This window comes from Pseudomonas sp. P7758, assembly GCF_013386485.1.
Taxonomy (GTDB): Bacteria; Pseudomonadota; Gammaproteobacteria; order Pseudomonadales; family Pseudomonadaceae; genus Aquipseudomonas.
The window spans coordinates 1-19,260 of sequence record NZ_JACARS010000030.1 but is presented as its reverse complement, the minus strand read 5'-3'; the positions used below and the strand labels follow the sequence as shown (position 1 = coordinate 19,260).

Sequence of the window (19,260 nt, the reverse complement as noted above, 5' to 3'; positions counted from 1 at the left end):
GGGCTTGCTCGCGAATGCGGTGTGTCAGTCAACATTTCAGTGACTGATCCACCGCATTCGCGAGCAAGCCCGCTCCCACATTTGGATCTCCGGCGCCTGCACTATTTGAGTTCGGCCAATCGCCGCTCGATAAAGCGCTTTTCGGGCACTTGCTGGGTCAATGCCAGCGCCCGTTCAAACGCTCGCCGCGCGTCCTCCACTCGCCCCAATCGCCGACAAAACTCGCCCCGCGCCGAGTACGCCAGGTGATAGTCCACCAACTCCCCCCGCGCCAGAATGCCGTCCACCAATTGCAAACCGGCCTGCGCCCCATCGCGCATCGCAACGGCCACCGCGCGATTCAGCTCGATCACCGGCGATGGCATCGCTCCAAGCAACACGTCATACAGCCCGACGATCTGCGGCCAATCAGTCTCATCGGCGCTCACGGCTTCAGCGTGTACCGCCGCAATCGCTGCCTGCAGGCTGTAGGGCCCGAAGCGGCGTGTGGTCAGGGATTTCTCCACCAGGGCGCATCCTTCAGCAATCAACGACGCATCCCACAGCGAACGGTCCTGCTCATCCAGCAACACCAACTCACCGCCGGCCGAAGTGCGTGCCGGGCGCCGGGATTGGTGGAGCAACATCAGCGCCAGCAAGCCCATCACTTCCGGTTCCGGCAACAACTCCATCAGCAAACGGCCCAGGCGAATCGCTTCGCGGGTCAGGTCTTCACGGGTCAGGTCGGCGCCCATGGACGCCGAATAGCCTTCGTTGAACACCAGGTAAATCACCCGCAGCACACTGTCCAGGCGCTCGGGCAACTCCGCCAGGGATGGCACCTGATAGGGGATCTTCGCTTCGCGGATCTTGCCCTTGGCCCGCACGATGCGCTGGGCGATGCTAGTGGGCGTGGCGAGAAACGCCCGGGCGATTTCCTCGGTGGTGAGGTCGCAGATCTCACGCAAGGTCAGCGCCGCCTGGGCATCCGCCGCCAGCGCCGGGTGGCAGCAGGTGAAGATCAGGCGCAGGCGGTCGTCTTCCACGTCTTCAACGCTCCAGTCTGCCGCTTCCAGCGCATCGGCTTGCGCCTGCAACAACGGGGTAAAACGCGCCTGGCGACGTAAACGGTCGATGGCCTTGAAGCGCCCGGTCGAGACCAGCCAGGCCCGGGGGTTATCCGGCACACCGTCCTGCCCCCAGCGCTCGACTGCGACGAAGAACGCCTCGTGCAAGGCTTCTTCAGCCAGGTCGAAATCGCCAAGCAAGCGAATCAGGGTCGCCAGGATGCGCCGCGATTCGCTGCGATAAACCGCTTCAACCCGGGCCTGCACCGTCAATCGCGCAGGCCTTCGGTCACCAGCGTCACCAGCCGGTCGAGGCTCTGTCCCCAGCCCTCGTGAAAGCCCATGGCTTCGTGGGCCTGCTTGGTTTCGGCGCTCCAGTGCATGGCGCGGGCGGTATAGAGGGTTTTGCCGTCGACGTCTTCAAAGGTAACTTCTGCGGTCATGAATGGCTGGCCCGAAGGGATCCAGCCGGGGGTGAAGGCGTCGGTAAACACCAGCCGACTGGGGGCGGTAATCTCCAGGAATACGCCCTGGGTCGGGTATTCGCTGCCGTCCGGCGCGCGCATCAGCGTGCGAAATTGCCCACCCACCCAAAGGTCCATTTCGCACTCGGGAGTGGTCATGCCGTGTGGGCCCCACCACTGCTGCAACAAGGCCGGCTCGGTCCAGGCGCGGAACACGCGGCTGCGAGGGGCATCGATCAAGCGACTGATGGACAGTTCAAATTCGGCGGGTTTGGGTTGAATGCTCATGGGAAACCTCCTGGGTTTTATTGTTGTGATCAGAGATTCAATTCACGCACGGGGCGTACTTCCACACTGCCGACCCGAGCCGCCGGTATGCCGCCGGCCACCTGGATCGCTTCATTCAGGTCCTTGGCTTCGATCAGGTAAAACCCGGCGAGCTGCTCCTTGGTTTCCGCAAACGGTCCGTCGGTGATCGACAACTTGCCATTGCGCATGCGCACGGTGGTGGCGGTGCTCACCGACTCCAGCGGTTCGGCGGCGAGCATGCGTCCGCTGGCCTGCACGGACTGGCCATAGGCGAAACATTCCGGGTCCTTGGGGCTGTCGGGCGAATCGTGCAGCACCTGTTCGTTGCTATAGATCAGGCAGAGGTATTTCATGGGATTCTCCGTTTTCGGACAACTGACTATAGTTCGCGGCGCTCAAGGTTTCAGGTCGAACAGACCGGCGCCGGTTTCCATGTCGAACGGTGCCGACCAATGTTCATGCACCACTTTCCACTCGCCGCCAACGCGCTGGTAGCCGGCGCTGACGCGCATCCAGCAGGTCTTGAGTACGCCGTCGGGCCCGGTGCCGCCACAGTGCGCGAGCCAGTGGGCAAAGGCGCTGTTATCGCCGGCGACGATACGCATCTCATGGAAGTCAAAGACCCCAGGGCCCGGGCAGAACTCCATGCACGCCTTCCAGTGCGCCTGATAGGCGGCCTTGCCCTTGAACTGCAGGGCGCTGACGGCGTCGAACGCGACGATATCGTCGGCGTAAAAGCTGACAATCTTCTCGACATCCTTGGCGGTGACCGCCTGTTTCCATTGTTCGATCAAGCTGCTGATTGCGGTGCTCATGGCAATACTCCTTGCGGGAAAAATCACTGAAGACACCCTTAGTCGACTGAGCCCCGGGCCAATCGACAGTCCCGCAAAAAATAATTGCGACTACGGCAAACCCGCTAGAATCCGCGCTTCTTTGTAGGATTTCGGATGCTACGCCGATGGAAACCCGCCTCGTCGCCTATCAGACGTTGACTGCCCTGCAACAACAGCAACTCAACGCCCTGGAAGTGCATCCCGAACAACTGGGTTTTTCCGGCGATATCTACTGTGCGCTGAACACCCTGCTGGTCAATCCGAACCCTGGCGTGGCAGGCTTTGCGTTACTCGCCGACGAGATTCCCGTGGCCTTCCTGCTGCTCAAACGCCCACCCTGCCTGCCCCATTGGGCGGATGAACACAGCGCCACGCTGCACGCGTTGCAAGTCGATCGCCATCAGCAAGGCCTGGGGTTTGGCAAAGCCTGCCTGCAAGCCCTCCCCGCCGCCGCGCGCCTGGTTTGGCCGCAGATCAAGGCGCTGGAGCTGTCGGTGGACACGGATAATGTGGCGGCGATGGGGCTGTATTTGCAGCAGGGCTGGGTGGACAGCGGGGAGGCGTATAAGGGGCGGATTGGGTATGAGCGCCGGTTGGCGTGGGTGTTTTAAACAATAAGGAGCTGGTGAAGATGCTAACAACCCTGGAACAACTCGAATCCCTCTACGGCCTGCCCCACGAACGGGCCGTGCGCAAGGAAATCCCGTTTCTCAACGAGGATTACCAGGCCATGGTCCGCGCGTCACCCTTGGTGGTGGTGAGTTCATCCGGCCCGGACGGCATCGACGGTTCGCCCCGTGGCGATGTGCCAGGTTTTGTACGAATCATCGACGAGCGCACGTTGGCGATTCCGGATCGGCCGGGGAATAACCGCCTCGACACCCTGCGTAATCTGGTGGTGGACCCGCGCATAGCGTTGCTGTTCATCATCCCGGGGATTGGCGAGACGTTGCGGGTCAATGGCCGGGCGCAGATTTCCATCGAGCCTGAGTTGCTGGAGAGCTTTGCGGTAAATGGCAAAGCGGCCCGTTCGGTGATTCTGGTGCAGGTGGAGGCGGCATATTTCCATTGCTCCAAAGCCTTTGTGCGCTCCGATTGCTGGAACCCGGAAAAGCATCTGGATCGCTCGGCACTGCCCTCCGCCGGGGCGTTTCACAAGCGCTTGAATGATGGGGCGTTCGACGCCGAAGCCTATGACCGCGAGATGCCGGAGCGGGTCAAGGCCACGCTGTATTGAGAGGCCATTGCAGGAGCGAACGTGCTCGCTCCTGCCGGTGGCGCGGTCAGGCGGATTCGGCGTTGATGGGGATCCAGATTTCCACGGAGCCCGTGCCTTTACCCACATCGAAATCGGCGCTGTAGCGCTCAAAATCAGCCCCGACCACCTTGTACCCGGAGGCCGGCAGCCATTCGAACATGATGCGTTCATAGGTCTGCGCCAGCGCCTGCACCGGGCCAAAATGCGGGAACACGGCATAGCGATGGGCCGGGATTTCAATCGACTGGAAGTTGCTCGGTACATCGCCCTTGGCCGGTACTTCAACGCCGGCCAGGTAGTCAAATTCATCGTGTTTGGCGTTGTGGCACACGCCATAGGTTACGCCGCCGACGCGTTTCTTGATCTCTTTGAAGCAGCTGTCGAACAGCTCCCACAACTTGGGAATATCGCCAATCGTGGCCTTTGAATAACGCCCTTGCACACCCGCGATCACCAGGGCCTTGCCCTCTTCCATGCGCGGCTGTAACGGCAGTTTTGTCTGTTGATCCATCTGAACAGTCTCCTTCTTATGAGGGAACAAACCCGCGTCGAGTATAGGGGCATATCCCCGTCGCACTCCAAACAGAAATTTTTCCCACAGCATCTGGACAATTGGCCATCACCGACCGTATTGTCTGCCCCGCAGGCCACCGCAGTGGCCGACGTCGCTCGGACGGTTCCGGGCGCTTACGTATTTCGAGGCAACAATGGCCGAACCCCGTTCGCCGCGCCGCTTTGCGCGCATAGATCGACTCCCCCCTTACGTGTTCAATATCACTGCCGAGTTGAAGATGGCTGCGCGTCGGCGCGGCGAAGACATCATCGACTTGAGCATGGGTAACCCGGACGGCGCCACTCCACCGCACATCGTGGAAAAAATGGTCACCGTCGCCCAACGCGAAGACACCCACGGTTACTCCACTTCCAAAGGCATTCCGCGGCTGCGCCGGGCGATTTCGCGCTGGTACAAAGACCGCTACGAAGTGGACATCGACCCGGAAACCGAAGCCATCGTGACCATCGGTTCCAAGGAAGGCCTGGCGCACTTGATGCTGGCCACCCTGGACCAGGGCGACACGGTGCTGGTGCCCAACCCCAGCTACCCGATTCACATCTACGGTGCCGTGATTGCCGGCGCCCAGGTGCGTTCGGTGCCGCTGATTCCGGGGGTGGACTTCTTCGCTGAACTGGAACGTGCGATTCGTGGCTCGATCCCCAAGCCGAAGATGATGATCCTCGGCTTCCCGTCCAACCCCACCGCACAGTGCGTGGAGCTGGACTTCTTCGAACGGGTGATCGCCCTGGCCAAGCAGTACGACGTGCTGGTGGTGCATGACCTGGCCTACGCCGACATCGTCTACGACGGCTGGAAAGCTCCGTCGATCATGCAAGTGCCGGGCGCCAAGGATATCGCGGTGGAGTTTTTCACCCTGTCCAAGAGCTACAACATGGCCGGCTGGCGCATCGGTTTCATGGTGGGCAACCCGGAACTGGTCAACGCCCTGGCGCGGATCAAGAGTTACCACGACTACGGCACCTTCACCCCGCTGCAAGTCGCGGCGATTGCGGCGCTGGAAGGCGATCAGCAGTGCGTGAAAGACATTGCCGAGCAGTACCGCCAGCGCCGTAACGTGCTGGTGAAAGGCCTGCATGAGCTGGGCTGGATGGTCGAGAACCCGAAGGCGTCGATGTACGTCTGGGCGAAGATTCCCGAGGCGTATGCCGCGATGGGCTCGCTGGAGTTTGCCAAGAAGCTGCTGCTTGAGGCGAAGGTGTGTGTGTCGCCGGGGATTGGCTTTGGTGAGTATGGTGACGACCACGTGCGCTTTGCACTGATCGAAAACCAGGACCGGATTCGCCAGGCGGTGCGGGGCATCCGGGCGATGTTCCGGGCGGATGGGCTGGTCAAGAAAGCTGACGCCTGACCCGATCCAACGGCAGGAATGATCGTTCCCACGCTCTGCGTGGGAATGCCGCCTTGGACGCTCTGCGTCCGCTTGTGACGCGGAGCGTCACAGGATGCGTTCCCACGCGGAGCGTGGGAACGATCACTTACCGCCTAGACCACCAGCGACAGCAACATGATAAAGCCCAACGCCACCACCGACAGGATCGTCTCCATCGCCGTCCAGGTCTTGAACGTCTCGGCCACGGTCATATTGAAGTACTGCTTCACCAGCCAGAACCCCGCATCGTTAACGTGAGACAGCACCAGCGAGCCCGCCCCCGTCGCCAATACCAGCAACTCGCGGTTCACCCCCGGAATCATCCCTACCACCGGCACTACAATGCCGGCACCGGTAATGGTCGCCACCGTCGCAGAACCGGTAGCCACACGAATCACCGCCGCCACCAGCCAGGCCAGCAGGATCGGGTTGATCTGCGCGGTCACCGCCATATGGCCGATCACATCACCTACGCCGCTGGTCACCAGCATCTGCTTGAAGCCACCACCGGCGCCGATGATCAGGATGATCGCTGCAGTCGGCGCCAGGCTGGCGTCGAGCAGCTTGAGGATTTGCTTGGAGCCAATGCCCTGGCGATGGCCAAAGGTGTACAGCGACAACAGCAAGGCCAGCAGCAAGGCGGTGATCGGGTGACCAATCATGTCCATCCAGTTGCGGATCACATGGCCGTCCGGCAGGGCGACGTCGGCGAAGGTTTTCAGCAGCATCAGGAACACCGGCAGCAGCACGGTGATCAGGGTGATGCTGAAGCTCGGCAGGGTCTTGGATTCCGGTTGCTCACTGGCCAGTTGGTCTACCAGTTCCTGGGACGGGTTGCCCGGGATGTACTTGGCGATAAACGAACCGTAGAGCGGGCCGGCGATGATCGCCGTAGGCAGCGCGACGATCAGGCCGTAGAGAATGGTCTTGCCGATGTCGGCACCGAACACGCCGATCGCCAGCAGAGGGCCCGGGTGCGGTGGCACCAGGCCGTGTACCGCCGACAGGCCGGCCAGCAGCGGAATGCCGATCTTGATCAGCGACACACCGGTACGGCGCGCGACGATAAACACCAGCGGGATCAGCAACACAAAACCGATCTCGAAGAACAGCGGAATGCCCACCAGGAACGCGGCGAACATCATTGCCCACTGCACCTTCTCCTTGCCGAAGGCCCGCACCAGGGTTTGCGCGATCTGATCGGCACCGCCGGAATCGGCCATCATCTTGCCGAGCATCGTACCCAGCGCGAGGATAATCCCGACAAAGCCGAGCACCCCGCCGAAGCCGTCCTGGAAGGCCTTGATGATCTTGTCCACGGGCATGCCCGAGGTCAGGCCGAGAAAGCCTGCGGCGATGATCAGCGCAATGAACGGGTGGACTTTGAACCGGGTGATCAACACGATCAGGCCGATGATGGTCACCACTGCATCGAGCAGCAGATAGGTATCGTGGGACAAGCCAAACATGGGGGTCTCTCCTGTTTGTTGTTGTTATTAAAGCCGGTAAAAAATTCAGTGCAGGCGGACAGCGCTATCTTGTCCGGCAAAAAATTATTTGTTTGGTTCAAAGCCGTGTTCGAGCCACCAGGCATTGGTTTGCTCGGCCAGTTCTTCGACGCTGTCTACGCTGGCGTTGAGGGCCAGGGTCAACGGCTCGCCCACCGGCGATTCAAGAGTGGCGAACTGGCTGTCTATGAGGCTGGCCGGCATGAAATGGCCGGGGCGATGGGACACACGGTCAGCGGCGACTTCGCGGGTCAGCTCCAGAAACACAAACCCCAGGCCCGGCGCGGCTTCGCGCAGGTGGTCGCGGTATTTCTTCTTCAGGGCCGAACAGGTGAGCACCGGATGCTCGCCGGCCTTGAGCGAGCGGCGCAGCTCATCGCACAGGATGTCGAGCCAGCCGGCGCGGTCTTCGTCGTTAAGGGGATGGCCGGCGCTCATCTTCTCGATGTTCGCGGCGGGGTGAAAGCTGTCGCCTTCGATGGCAGTGGCGCCGTTCAGCAGGCACAGGGCCTCGCTGACGCTGGACTTGCCACAGCCGGAAACACCCATGATCACGAGGGCAGTAACAGGTTGACTCATGAAACACCTCAAGACGCAGATAGCGCTACCTTTGCACGCTGTAAGGCTAGTGCAAAAACAGGCTTTTCCCGCGCCGTCTTGTCATTTTTATGGAGTGACGCGTGCATCTGCTCCAAAGGTTTGAACGGGAACAGGCATCCCGACGTTCAAGAATTTGCAGGGTCTTGGAGACAGCGCTACCTTAGTGCCTCGATTTTTGTTTGGCAAGCCGCCTGATGACTCCCAAGAACGATAAAAATACCCGCACCACGGGCCGCCCTACCCTCAATGAAGTGGCACGCCTGGCTGGCGTGAGCCCGATTACCGCGTCCCGGGCCTTGCGCGGCATCAGCACCGTGGCCACCGAACTGGTGGAAAAAGTGCAAAAAGCCGCCGCCGAACTGAGCTACGTGGTCAACCCGGCCGCCCGTGCCCTGGCATCTGCCCAGAGCCAGTCGGTGGTGGTGTTGGTGCCGTCGCTGTCCAACCTGCTGTTTATCGAAACCCTGGAAGCCATCCACCAGGTGCTGCGGCCCAAGGGCTTTGAAGTGCTGATCGGCAACACCCACTATTCCCGTGACGAAGAAGAAGACCTGCTGCGCAACTACATGGCCTACCAGCCACGGGGGTTGCTGCTGACCGGGTTTGACCGTACGGAAAGTGCCCGGCGCATGGTGGAATCGAGCAATGTGCCGTGTGTGTACATGATGGACCTGGACCCGGGCGCCGGACTGAACTGCGTAGGATTTTCGCAATTGAACGCCGGGGAAACAGCGGCGGCGCATTTGATCTCACGGGGGCGCAAGCGGTTGGCCTACATTGGCGCGCAATTGGACCAGCGGACTTTGCTGCGCGGCGAAGGCTTTCGCCGGGCGTTGCAACAGGCTGGGTTGTACGACCCGGCGCTGGAAGTGCTGACACCACGGCCATCGTCGCTGGGCCTGGGTGGTGAATTGTTCCTGCAGTTGCTGGCCAGCCATCCGGATGTGGACGCGATCTTCTTTGGCAACGACGACCTGGCTCAGGGTGCGTTGCTGGAAGCGCTGCGCCATGGCATCAAGGTGCCGGACCAGATCTCGGTGCTGGGCTTCAACGACCTGCCCTCCTCCTCGTTCATGGTGCCGCGACTGAGCAGCATCAGTACGCCGCGTGAAGCCATTGGCCGGCGCGCGGCAGAGCATTTGCTGACGGTGATGGCCGGCAACAAGATCGCCCGGCCGGTGGTGGACATGGGGTTTGAGTTGAAGGTGCGCGAGAGTACCTAGGCGGTAGCTGTAGGAAGTGGCTGGTGTTGCTGGCAGCGCCTTGCTCCGTTACCTACAGGTACGTCAGAATCCGCCGGCTTGTGCGCCTGGGTAGGGCTCTCTAAGGTTGCCCGGTCGCTGAATTTCTCAGTGATCGGGTTTAGTAGCCCGAACTGGTTCACTCTTAGTGCATGAGCTTCATCTGTCAGACGATTTTGTCTGTGCTTGATGGCGGCTGTGCGTAGGGCACCTTCGGGTGCGCCGGCTATGAGTGTCCACCGGTCTACTAACCTGCGCGCAGCTGCCTCCTTTATTGTTTAGTAGCGATATGGGGGTGGCCTAATACAGGGCACTTACCATGTTCAAAGCAACTCCAAATCCTCCCGCCTTATTCACCGTCAGCCCCGACGCCAGCAGCGAAAGTCTGATCGCCAACAGCTACGAGACGTTTTCCTCGGTCAGCACGTTATTGCTCGACCTGTCTGATGAACTCACCGGCAAAGACCGCGACACCGCATTGGCGATTCACCAGTTGAGTGAGTTGGGCGTATTGCTGATGGGCAAGCTGATGGACCTGGAATCACCACTGATCTAACAGACCGCACGCGGTCAAACTGTGGGAGCGGGCTTGCTCGCGAATGCGGTGTGTCAGCCGAGCTTTCCATCACTGATACACCGCATTCGCGAGCAAGCCCGCTCCCACATTTTTGATCCTGCCCACTTAACAACCTCGCCGTGCCTTCTGGCCCCTGCTAAATTGCCCCCTGCCTTCTCACCCTCGTCAGGAAAGCACCATGGGCCATTCGCTGAAAATCCTCGGTCGCACTTCTTCCATCAACGTGCGAAAAGTCCTGTGGACCTGCCAGGAACTGGATATCCCCTACGACCGCGAAGACTGGGGCATCGGCTTCGCCTCCACCCAGTCCCCCGAATTCCTGGCCCTGAACCCCAACGCCCAAGTCCCGGTGATCATCGACGACAACGGCGTGCTGTGGGAATCCAATACCATCTGCCGCTACCTCGTGGGCCTGCACCAACGCCACGACCTGTTGCCCACCGAGCCGGTCGCCCGTGCGAGGGTCGAGCAATGGATGGACTGGCAAGCCACCGAACTCAACCCGTCGTGGGGCTACGCCTTCCACGCTCTGGTACGCAAGAATCCAGACTACCAGGACCCGCAACGCATCAAAGCCGGGGTAAAAAGCTGGAACGACAAGATGGGTCTGCTTGAAGAGCAACTGATCAAAACCGGCGCCTACGTCGCCGGTAACGACTTCACACTCGCCGACATCCTCATCGGCCTGTCGGTGCACCGCTGGTGGATGACGCCCATGGAGCATCCGTCCTACCCGGCGGTCAGCGCTTACTACGAAACCCTCAGCCAACGCCCCGGCTTCAAAACCTTCGCCCTCGACGGCCACAACTAAAAACAAGGACTACCCAATGAACGGACTCAACGTACTACTCACCGGCGCCTGTGGCCGCATCGGCAAGACGTTTTTCGAAGCCTCGAAAGACCGCTACCGCTTCACCCTCACCGACCGCATCGAGCCGGATTTCGCCCTCGGCGAGCACCGTTTCATCCACGCCGACCTGAGCGACAAAACCGCCCTCGCCGCCCTGCTCGACGGGATTGACGTGATCGTGCACCTGTCGGGCATCCCCCACGCCAGCGCGACCTTCGACGAGTTGTTGCCCAACAATATCCTGGCCACCACCTACCTGTTCGAAGCCGCCGTGGCCGCAGGTGTGAAGCGCCTGGTGTTCGCCAGCAGTGCCCAGACCATCGAAGGCTACCCGGTAGACCGGCAGATCACGCCGGGCATGCCTGTATTGCCCGCCAACCTGTACGGCGTGAGCAAATGCTACGGCGAAGCCCTGTGCGGTTTTTACGCGGCCAAAACCCCGCTCTCCACCATCGCCCTGCGCATCGGTGCGTTTGAATTCCCCGAAACCCACGACCTGAACAACGCCCGCGATCTCAGCGCCTGGCTCAGCCCCCGCGACGCCGTGCAACTGCTGCAACGCTCGGTGGAAACCATCGGGGTGAAACACCTGATCGCCCATGGCATTTCCAATAACCGTTTCAAACGCCTGGACCTCAGCGAAACAACCCGTGTGCTGGGTTACCAACCGGTGGATGATGCGTTCCAGGAATTCGAGATCCCGATCACTTACTGAGTCTTCTGCCCATGTCTTCACCCTCTCTTGCAGACGGTATCGACCCGATCCGCGCCGCGCACATCAGCGCGCGCATTGATCGGTTGCCCGCCGTCGCCACTGTCTGGCGCCTGGTGGCGCTGCTGTCGATTGGCGGCTTTTTCGAGCTGTATGACTTGTTCCAGACTGCCTATATCAGCCCCGGCCTGATCAGTGACGGAATTTTCCACACCGGCAGCCAGGGCGTATTCGGCTTCTCCGACCAGGCGGCCTTTGCCTCGGCGACCTTTCTCGGCCTGTTCCTCGGCGCCAGCCTGCTCAGCCCGATTGCCGACCGCTACGGGCGCCGGGCGATCTTCACCTTTGCGTTGATCTGGTACACCGTCGCCACCGTGTTGATGGGTATCCAGACCTCCGCCCTGGGCATCATCTGCATGCGTTTCCTGGTGGGCATCGGCCTGGGCATCGAACTGGTGACCATCGACGCCTACCTCTCGGAACTGGTGCCCAAGCGCATGCGCAGCTCGGCGTTTGCCTTTGCGTTTTTCATCCAGTTCCTGTCGGTGCCGGCGGTGGCGTTGATGTCGTGGTGGCTGGTACCCCAGGCACCGTTCGGGATTTCCGGCTGGCGCTGGGTAGTGGTGAGCAGTGCGGTATTTGCGCTGTTTATCTGGCAACTGCGCAAGCGCCTGCCGGAATCGCCGCGCTGGCTCGCACAAAAAGGCCGTTTCGACGAAGCCGGGCAGATCATGGACAACCTCGAAGCGCGCTGCCGGAAAGACCACGGCAAGCCACTCGATGAGCCGGAACCGCAAGCCGTCAGCGTGCAGGGCCAAGGGCGCTTCGCCGATATCTGGCAACCGCCGTACCGGCGCCGGGCGTTGATGCTGATTGTGTTTCATGTGTTCCAGGCCATCGGTTTTTTTGGCTTCGGCAACTGGCTGCCGGCCCTGCTCTCGGGCCAGGGCGTGAGCGTCACTCACAGCCTGGGCTATGCCTTCATCATCACCCTCGCCTACCCGTTGGGGCCGCTGCTGTTTGTGAAGGTGGCGAACCGGTTTGAGAACAAATGGCAGATTGTCGGCTCGGCGCTCGGCGCGGTGATCTTCGGCAGTTTGTTCGCGCTGCAAACCACCGCCGTGGGCCTGGTGATCTGCGGGGTGATGATCACCTTCTGCAACGCCTGGCTGAGTTTCAGTTATCACTCCTACCAGAGCGAACTGTTCCCCACCAACATCCGCGCCCGGGCGGTGGGTTTCTGCTATTCGTTCAGCCGGTTGTCGACGGTGTTCAGCAGCCTGTTGATCGGCGTGATCCTCGAACACCTCGGCACGCCCGGCGTGTTGGCGTTTATCGCCAGCAGCATGTTGATCGTGATGATCACCATCAGTTGGTTCGGCCCGCGCACCCGCAACCTGGCGCTGGAGAACATTGCCCACTAGCGGCAAACAATGGCCGGCGGCACGCCAACGCTTGCCGACGGTAGCGGCCAAAAGCCCCGTAAACACGGGGCCATACCACTGGGCACGCTAATTGCTCCACCTGTGGCACCGCCCACATCCACAGGTGTCCTGATCATGCTGATCAACAACAACCCCCAGGCTCAGTCGACGATCCAACGCATCAAGCGCGCAGACATGGACCCGGCCAACGCCGCGGCCAGCGCGCTGTACAGCGGTGCCGCGCAAAACGTGCAACAGGGCACTACCACTGTATCAACCACACAGGCAGCGGCCGACGCCACTGCCGACAACATCAATGCCGCCTTCGCCAAGACCCGTGTGCAGTTGCAAGCCACCACCGCAACCGCCTCGACCACCGATACGGCCAAGACTGACTCCACCACGTCGGCCCGCAGTGACTTCACCGACTACATGAAAAAAAGCCCGGCCGAGCGCATCCGCGAGCAACTGCTCAAGGAACAGGGTTTGACCGAGGACGATGTGAAGAACATGCCTCAGGACAAGCAGGATGCTATTTCCAAGGAAGTTGCAGAACGCCTGAAGGAGCAGCAGGCGCAGCAGGTAGCGGCGAAGACGGCTGACCCGCAGGCGCAGACGGTGAAAGAGACCCTGGCTGCGATCTAAGCCACACCACAAACCAAATGTGGGAGCGGGCTTGCTCGCGAATGCGGTGTGTCAGTCAATCCATGTGCTGACTGACACACCGCATTCGCGAGCAAGCCCGCTCCCACACAAGCTCATTCCACATTTGATCTGCGGTGTTACTGCAATTGCAGTGTCGAGTTGAACTGACTGATCGCATCCACCACATGCCGTGACCCTTCCTGAATCTCCAGGATCACCTGCCCCGCCTCATTCGCCAGCTCCACCCCAAGCCCCGTGCGGCTCAGGCTCGATTGCATGCTCGACACCGCGCTGATCGACAGGTCGTGGTTCTTGCGCACCACATCCACAATCTCGATCGTCGCCTGGCTGGTTCGCGCCGCAAGGCTGCGCACCTCATCCGCCACCACCGCAAACCCGCGCCCATGCTCGCCCGCTCGGGCCGCTTCGATTGCGGCGTTCAGCGCCAGCAGGTTGGTCTGGTCGGCGATGCCGCGGATGGTCTGGACGATGGTGCCGATGATGTCCGACTGCTTGCTCACTGCGTCGATGCTCACGGCCGCTTCGTTAAGGTCACGGGAAATTTCTTCGATGATCTGCACGGTCTGCTGCACCACTTCCGAACCCTTGCGGGCGCAGGCGTCGTTTTGCACCGAGGTGGCGTGAGCCGAGTCGGCAGCCGTGCGCAAGGTGGTGACCTGGTCGGTGATGTCGCTGGCGAACTTCACCACTTTGTACAGGCGCCCGTTGGCATCGAAGATCGGGTTGTAGGAGGCTTCCAGGAACAGCGTTTGGCCGAATTTGTCTTTGCGCTCAAACCGGTGGGAGTGATATTCGCCGCGATTGAGCGAGGCCCAGAACGCCTTGTAGGCCGGCGAATCGGTCTCACCGCGATGACAAAACAGACTGTGGTGCTGGCCGACGATTTCACTGAGGGAATACTTCACCGTCTTCAGGAAGTTGTCGTTGGCATTCAGGATCTGGCCTTGCGGGGTGAATTCAATGACCGCCATGGAGCGGCCGATGGCGTCGATCAGGCTCTGGTTTTCATGCTCGCGGTGAATCCGCGCCGAGATGTCCGAGGCCACCTTGATCACGCTTTGCACCTGGTTGTCGGCACCGATTACCGGCATGTAACTGGCCTCCAGCCACACTTCCTGACCATGCTTGTTCAACCGCATGAAGGTGCCACTGAGGGGCTCGCCCCGCGCCAGGTCGCGCCAGAGCTTGGCGTAGGCGTCGGTGTGGGTGTAGGCCTCTTCGCAGAAAATCCGGTGATGCTTGCCGCGAATTTCTTCGGCGCGGTAGCCCATGGTCTTGCAGAAATTTTCATTGGCGTCCAGCACGATGCCGTCGCGATCAAACTCGATCATTGCCATGGAACGGCTGATGGCGGCCAATTTGGCTTTGGCTTCGGTAAGGGCACAGGAGAAACGTTCGATTTCCAGCAGGTCGGATTTGTGTTGGCGGTTGAACATGTCAGATCACCCTTTATTTTCCCGACGCCCACGCGGGCGCATTCCATTCACGGTTTGAATCTTGATCGAAGACCTTTATGGGGAAACCTATCCGAAACGCTTTATATGCCGAGCGTCATCAACGGTTCTGGGTGAGCATAGACAGGCGTTGGCGCTATGCAAGGCCACTAGTCAGCCAGCATTTGCAACAAAGCATTAACCACTGCGGAAGGCGGTTGGTGGCGTGATGTCACCAACGCAAACTCGCGATGCACCGGCTCCGCCAGGGGCATGATGCGCAAGCCGTGGCGCTGGGCCGGCAGGGTCATCTCGGGCACCAGCGTCACTCCCACGCCTTCACGCACCAGGCTGAAAGCGCTGTTCCACTCGCGCACTTCCACCCGCACCTCGCGCAGCACCAGGCCGGCTTCCTGCGCCAGGCTGCGGGCGTTGACGGTGCAGCCGCCGGTGGCAAGCACGAACGGTTGCTCCACCAACTCTTCCAGCGTGACCGTTGCCTGCGCCGGGCGCCGGGAAAACCCGTGGGCCATCGGCAGCACCGCCACCCAGTTATCGCGCCCCAGCACGGCGGCATTGCGCTCGGACGGCGGGTTGAGCACCACGCCCAGGTCGATCAGATTCGCGTCGAGCAAGGTGTTCACTTCATCGTCGGTCACTTCCAGGGCCGTGACCTCGATGCCGGGGTAAAGCTGGTTGAACCGACGCAGCAGCGGCGGCAGGAACACCGCCAGCACCATGGGGAAACTCGCGATGCGAATCGTCCCACGCAGCATCGGCCGCGCTTCGTCCACGGTGGTGCGAATCGCCTGCAACGCTTCCAACATCACCCGCGCCTGCTCGATCACTTGCAGGCCCAGGGCGGTAGGCACGGTCTGACGCGCCTCACGCACAAACAACTGCGCACCGAGGTTGGCCTCCATGGCCGCCATCGCCTGGCTGGCGGCGGACTGAGTCATGCCCACTCGTTCGGAGGCGGCAGTGATGCTGCCGTTGTCCGCCACGGCCACCAGCAGGCGCCAGTGCATCAGGTTCATCATGGCAGTAGCTGTCCTTATGGCAGGATTCTGAAAGATTAATTTTACCCAAGGTGCCATGCCCATGAGACTGAAGGCAACTGTCCTGCGGAGTTGCCCCGATGAAGCTGTATTTTTCCCCGAATGCCTGTTCCCTCGCCTCCCATATCGCGCTGCGGGAATTGGCCCTGCCGTTTGAATTGATTCGCGTCGACAACCAGAAAAAGCTCACGGCTGACGGTGATGATTTCCTGCAGATCAACCCCAAGGGCTATGTGGCCGCACTGCAACTGGACAACGGCGAGGTACTGACCGAAGGCGCGGCCATCCTGCAATACCTGGCCGACCGTGTACCCGCAGCGGGCCTGGCGCCGGCCAATGGCAGCTGGGAGCGGGTGCGTTTGCAGGAGTGGCTGAACTTTGTCTCCAGCGAGATTCATGGCGGGCTGGGAGTGTTGTTCAAGGACGCGATTCCCGATGAGGTGAAGGCGCTGTTCAAGGCCACGCTGTTCAAGCGTTTTGCGATTCTGGTACAGACCCTGGAGCGCCAGGATTACCTGCTGGGCGCGCAGTACTCAGTGGCGGATGCGTACCTGTTTGTGGTGCTGCGCTGGGCGGGGTTGTTTGATATCGACTTGCAGCAGTGGCCGGCGTTAGCGAAGTTTCAGCAGCGTGTCGGTGAACGCCCGGCAGTGATTGCTGCCTTGGCCGCTGAAAATCCGTGACCTGAAATGCGATCAACCTGTAGGAGCTGGCTTGCCTGCGATAGCGATGGTGAATCCAACACCGCTATCGCAGGCAAGCCAGCTCCCACAGTTGATCTTCATAGTTTTAGAGAATGGGTTTCAAGCCATCGTTTTCGATGAATGCACTTAACGCCAACACATCCACCGACCCCGAACGGTCCTGATCCAGGTGCGCCACCTGGCGGCGCACCGCCTGATGAATACGCCGGGTGCCCTGCCCCAGTTGAACCTTGCCGCGCAGGTCTACCGCCTGCGCCGCCACGATCAACTCAATGCTGCCCAGCCACACCACGCGCTGCACCAGTTGCCGGGTTTTCTCGACCACCGCCAGCGCCTGCCCCGCATAATCTTCCACGCGATCCGCCACCGGCACGCTCACCGCCGGGATCGGATTGGCCAAGTGCCCGATCTCCGCCACCAACGCCGAACCGGTGCGCTGCAAGGCGGCCATGCCCACGTGCCCGGGCTGGTTGATCAGAAAGCGCGGCAGTTCACTGGAGGCCGGCGACAGCAACTTGGCAATCCGCTCGGCGCTGCACACCGCCACGCGGCTCAACGCCAGGCCCAAGCCTTCGGCCGCCAGCGCGAGATGGGTGCTGTCGAAATTGGCCGTGGCCAGCACCAACACGTCTTCGCTGATCAACGCCGGATTGTCCGCGCCGCTGGCCAGTTCCAGTTCGATCAACTCGCGTAACGCCTGCACTGCCTGTTGTGCCGCGCCTTGAACCACCGTGGCACAGCGAAAGCTCAGCGGGTCCTGTAGCCGGCGCGGGTTATCGGCCAATTCGCCGCCCGCCAGCAATTCCAGCAACGCCGCTGATTGCCCGCTTTGCCCCGGCGCCGGGCGCAACCGCGAAGCCCACGGCTGAAACGGACTGAGGTTGGCCCGATAGCCTTCACACGACAACGCCAGCCCCGCCAACACGGCCTGCAATGCCTGTTCGGCCTCGGCCACCAGCAACGCGCCAAGGCCGATGCTCGCGGAGTTGGCCGACACCAGCGCCAGGCCATCCTTGCCCGTCAATGGCACGTTCAGCGCCAGGCTCAAATGCGCCAACGGCGCCAGGTCGCTCTCGCCCAACGAGCCGAGCAACGGCACCGCGGGCTCCATGCCGCAGTTGAGTAACGCCAACAGCGCCTGCGCCGCACCCGGCGAAATACCCGAACGCCCCTGGGCCAACCCAGCCAAGCGGGCTGCGGTGATCGCGCGTAATTCCTCACGCTTGGCCAGGCGGCCAACGCCCACCGCACGCCCCAAAGGAATGTTTGCCTGTTCCGGCGCAACCTGCGTATCCACCGCCGCACCGAGGCCGGTGGTCACCCCGTAAATCGACGAGCCTTCAGCCACCAGGCGCAGCAACAGTCGATGCCCTTCGTCGATACGTTGGCGGGCCGCATCGCTGAAGTCAGCCGGCGCGTCTTGGCGGGCAATCGACAGCAAATCCTCAATCGTCAAACCGGCGGGATCGAAGTGAATCATGCCCAGCGCAACCGCTGGCCGATCCCCAGGCGTCTGGATTTTTCCAGCAGTGCGTGGCCCAGGGCGATATCGCTGAGGCTCAAGCCACGGTGCCAGAACAGAATGGTTTCCTCGGGGGTTTCCCGGCCGGTCTTCAAGCCGGCGACGATCTGCCCCAACTCGGCATGCAAGGTCTCGGCGCTGAGTTTTCCGGCGTCGACATGGGCGCGCAATGCGCCGAACATCCCGCCCTTGCACTGGCCCCAATCGTCCACCACCAGCTTGTGCATGATGTCGGTCAACGACAGTTCCACCGCGCTCATGGTGCCGTAGGGCACGACGAAGGCACCGGGCTTGATCCACTCGGTGTGCAGCAACGGTTGCGGCTGATCCAGGCGTGAAGCTTCCACCACGATGTCGGCGCCGCGCACCGTGGACTCCCAGTCGTCGGTGACAATCACCGGCTTGCCGAGGTCGCGGCGCAGGCGTTCGGCGAAGGCTTCGCGGCTTTCACTGCGGCGCGAGTGCACGCGGATTTCGTCGAAGTCGAACAGGTGGTCCAGCAGCCGCACGTTCCAATACGCCGTGCCACGGGCACCGATGTGCGCGAGGATTTTGCTGTCGGGCCGGGCCAGGTATTTGGCACCGATGGCGGTGACGGCGCCGGTGCGCATGTCGGTAATCGCCGAGGCGTCGAGGATGGCCTTGGGGATGCCGGTGGCCGGGTCCAGCAGGTTGAGAATCGCCAGTTCCGAGGGCAGGCCCTTGCGGTAGTTATCGACAAAGTCGCCCACCACCTTGACCCCGGCGTAGCCGATTGCGCCGCCCAATACACCGCGCAGCACGTTGAAGTGGCCGTTGATTTCACCGCCGGGAATCAGGTGCATACGCGGCTCGATCACCGCCTCGCTGCGGCCCTGGATCGCCAGGCTGGATTCGATGGCGTTGAGGATTTCGTCGTTGGTCAGGGCCAGTTCGTCGATGTCCAGGCCGTTGAGGAAGTCGATGTAGATCGGTTGCATGGTCTGCTCACTGATGGGTTGCGAAGGTCGATGCTGAAGATGCTTTTATGGGGTGAGGGAGATTGCTTTGGGGAGGGAGCTTGTTGTGATGAGGAGCCTGTTGTGGTGAAGAGCTTGTTGTAGAGAGGGAGCTTGTTGTGGCGAGGG

20 protein-coding genes and 2 pseudogenes are annotated in these 19,260 nt (G+C 61.3%); 10 read left to right on the top strand and 12 right to left on the bottom strand.

The genetic code is table 11. The annotated features are described in order from the left end of the window. Positions 1–101: 101 nt before the first annotated feature. The 4 genes from HX873_RS08230 to HX873_RS08215 are packed head-to-tail and all read right to left on the bottom strand — an operon-like array spanning position 102 to position 2,634. Entirely contained in the window at positions 102–1,313 is a 1,212-nt protein-coding gene (locus HX873_RS08230) for an RNA polymerase sigma factor (RefSeq protein WP_102370297.1), read from the bottom strand. A 2-nt stretch (positions 1,314–1,315) separates the two neighbouring features. Continuing rightward, positions 1,316–1,798: an SRPBCC family protein gene (locus tag HX873_RS08225; RefSeq protein ID WP_003213108.1), complete on the bottom strand. Its 483-nt coding sequence runs from the start codon at positions 1,796–1,798 to the stop codon at positions 1,316–1,318. A 29-nt stretch (positions 1,799–1,827) separates the two neighbouring features. Then, entirely contained in the window at positions 1,828–2,172 is a 345-nt protein-coding gene (locus HX873_RS08220) for a YciI family protein (RefSeq protein ID WP_003213107.1), read from the bottom strand. A 42-nt stretch (positions 2,173–2,214) separates the two neighbouring features. Further along, on the bottom strand, positions 2,215–2,634 hold the full coding sequence (locus tag HX873_RS08215) for a nuclear transport factor 2 family protein (protein WP_003213104.1): 420 nt from the start codon (positions 2,632–2,634) through the stop codon (positions 2,215–2,217). Between the two features lie 146 nt (positions 2,635–2,780). Here HX873_RS08215 and HX873_RS08210 point away from each other — a divergent pair, with 146 nt between their 5' ends. Together HX873_RS08210 and HX873_RS08205 are read left to right on the top strand one after the other, a co-directional pair. Beyond that, positions 2,781–3,266, top strand: a complete 486-nt coding sequence (locus HX873_RS08210) for an N-acetyltransferase (protein WP_134327202.1) — start codon at positions 2,781–2,783, stop codon at positions 3,264–3,266. Positions 3,267–3,286: 20 nt separating this feature from the next. Beyond that, the gene (locus HX873_RS08205) at positions 3,287–3,892 is read left to right on the top strand and encodes a pyridoxamine 5'-phosphate oxidase family protein (protein WP_063027754.1); all 606 of its coding nucleotides are present in this window, start codon (positions 3,287–3,289) and stop codon (positions 3,890–3,892) included. A gap of 46 nt (positions 3,893–3,938) precedes the next feature. Here HX873_RS08205 and HX873_RS08200 read toward each other — a convergent pair whose 3' ends face one another. Next, positions 3,939–4,424, bottom strand: a complete 486-nt coding sequence (locus HX873_RS08200) for a GyrI-like domain-containing protein (protein WP_177019373.1) — start codon at positions 4,422–4,424, stop codon at positions 3,939–3,941. Positions 4,425–4,620: 196 nt separating this feature from the next. On the opposite strand from HX873_RS08200, the gene alaC reads away from it, so the two are divergent. Beyond that, positions 4,621–5,838: an alanine transaminase gene (gene alaC, locus HX873_RS08195; protein WP_003213096.1), complete on the top strand. Its 1,218-nt coding sequence runs from the start codon at positions 4,621–4,623 to the stop codon at positions 5,836–5,838. Between the two features lie 134 nt (positions 5,839–5,972). Here alaC and HX873_RS08190 read toward each other — a convergent pair whose 3' ends face one another. Together HX873_RS08190 and HX873_RS08185 are read right to left on the bottom strand one after the other, a co-directional pair. Then, positions 5,973–7,328 (bottom strand): GntP family permease, encoded by a 1,356-nt coding sequence (locus HX873_RS08190; protein ID WP_008431626.1) that lies wholly within the window; start codon positions 7,326–7,328, stop codon positions 5,973–5,975. Between the two features lie 84 nt (positions 7,329–7,412). Continuing rightward, positions 7,413–7,946: a gluconokinase gene (locus HX873_RS08185; protein ID WP_008431624.1), complete on the bottom strand. Its 534-nt coding sequence runs from the start codon at positions 7,944–7,946 to the stop codon at positions 7,413–7,415. Between the two features lie 212 nt (positions 7,947–8,158). Here HX873_RS08185 and HX873_RS08180 point away from each other — a divergent pair, with 212 nt between their 5' ends. The 6 genes from HX873_RS08180 to HX873_RS08155 all read left to right on the top strand — a co-directional run bounded on the left by HX873_RS08180 (position 8,159) and on the right by HX873_RS08155 (position 13,416). Then, positions 8,159–9,190, top strand: coding sequence for a LacI family DNA-binding transcriptional regulator (locus HX873_RS08180; RefSeq protein ID WP_177122557.1), 1,032 nt, complete (start codon positions 8,159–8,161; stop codon positions 9,188–9,190). 337 nt (positions 9,191–9,527) lie between these two features. Beyond that, positions 9,528–9,764 (top strand): DUF6124 family protein, encoded by a 237-nt coding sequence (locus HX873_RS08175; RefSeq protein WP_087693164.1) that lies wholly within the window; start codon positions 9,528–9,530, stop codon positions 9,762–9,764. 199 nt (positions 9,765–9,963) lie between these two features. Then, on the top strand, positions 9,964–10,596 hold the full coding sequence (locus HX873_RS08170) for a glutathione S-transferase family protein (RefSeq protein WP_008431619.1): 633 nt from the start codon (positions 9,964–9,966) through the stop codon (positions 10,594–10,596). Positions 10,597–10,612: 16 nt separating this feature from the next. Further along, on the top strand, positions 10,613–11,350 hold the full coding sequence (locus HX873_RS08165) for an NAD(P)-dependent oxidoreductase (protein WP_177054573.1): 738 nt from the start codon (positions 10,613–10,615) through the stop codon (positions 11,348–11,350). A gap of 11 nt (positions 11,351–11,361) precedes the next feature. Next, positions 11,362–12,771, top strand: a complete 1,410-nt coding sequence (locus HX873_RS08160) for an MFS transporter (RefSeq protein WP_087693167.1) — start codon at positions 11,362–11,364, stop codon at positions 12,769–12,771. Between the two features lie 135 nt (positions 12,772–12,906). After that, positions 12,907–13,416 carry a hypothetical protein gene (locus HX873_RS08155; protein WP_003213081.1) on the top strand — a complete coding sequence of 170 codons (510 nt, stop codon included), beginning with the start codon at positions 12,907–12,909 and terminating at the stop codon, positions 13,414–13,416. 137 nt (positions 13,417–13,553) lie between these two features. Here the strand turns inward: HX873_RS08155 and HX873_RS32045 are convergent. From HX873_RS32045 to HX873_RS08145, 3 genes and pseudogenes are all read right to left on the bottom strand, one after another. Next, a pseudogene (locus HX873_RS32045) lies at positions 13,554–13,979 on the bottom strand (methyl-accepting chemotaxis protein); the annotation flags it as partial. A 165-nt stretch (positions 13,980–14,144) separates the two neighbouring features. Further along, positions 14,145–14,768, bottom strand: a pseudogene (locus tag HX873_RS32040) (PAS domain-containing protein); the annotation flags it as partial. A gap of 272 nt (positions 14,769–15,040) precedes the next feature. Then, positions 15,041–15,910, bottom strand: a complete 870-nt coding sequence (locus HX873_RS08145) for a LysR family transcriptional regulator (RefSeq protein WP_102606201.1) — start codon at positions 15,908–15,910, stop codon at positions 15,041–15,043. Between the two features lie 98 nt (positions 15,911–16,008). Between HX873_RS08145 and gstA the strand changes: the two genes are divergently transcribed. Next, a complete protein-coding gene (gene gstA / locus HX873_RS08140) occupies positions 16,009–16,611 on the top strand; it encodes a glutathione transferase GstA (RefSeq protein WP_008431610.1) in 603 nt (200 codons plus the stop codon). 106 nt (positions 16,612–16,717) lie between these two features. Here the strand turns inward: gstA and HX873_RS08135 are convergent, their stop codons facing one another. Next, the gene (locus HX873_RS08135) at positions 16,718–18,112 is read right to left on the bottom strand and encodes an aromatic amino acid lyase (protein ID WP_177122556.1); all 1,395 of its coding nucleotides are present in this window, start codon (positions 18,110–18,112) and stop codon (positions 16,718–16,720) included. Further along, complete coding sequence (locus tag HX873_RS08130; protein ID WP_003213072.1) at positions 18,109–19,113, bottom strand: ornithine cyclodeaminase family protein; 1,005 nt, start codon at positions 19,111–19,113, stop codon at positions 18,109–18,111. Before HX873_RS08130 ends, HX873_RS08135 begins: the two co-directional genes overlap by 4 nt. Positions 19,114–19,260 lie beyond the last annotated feature (147 nt).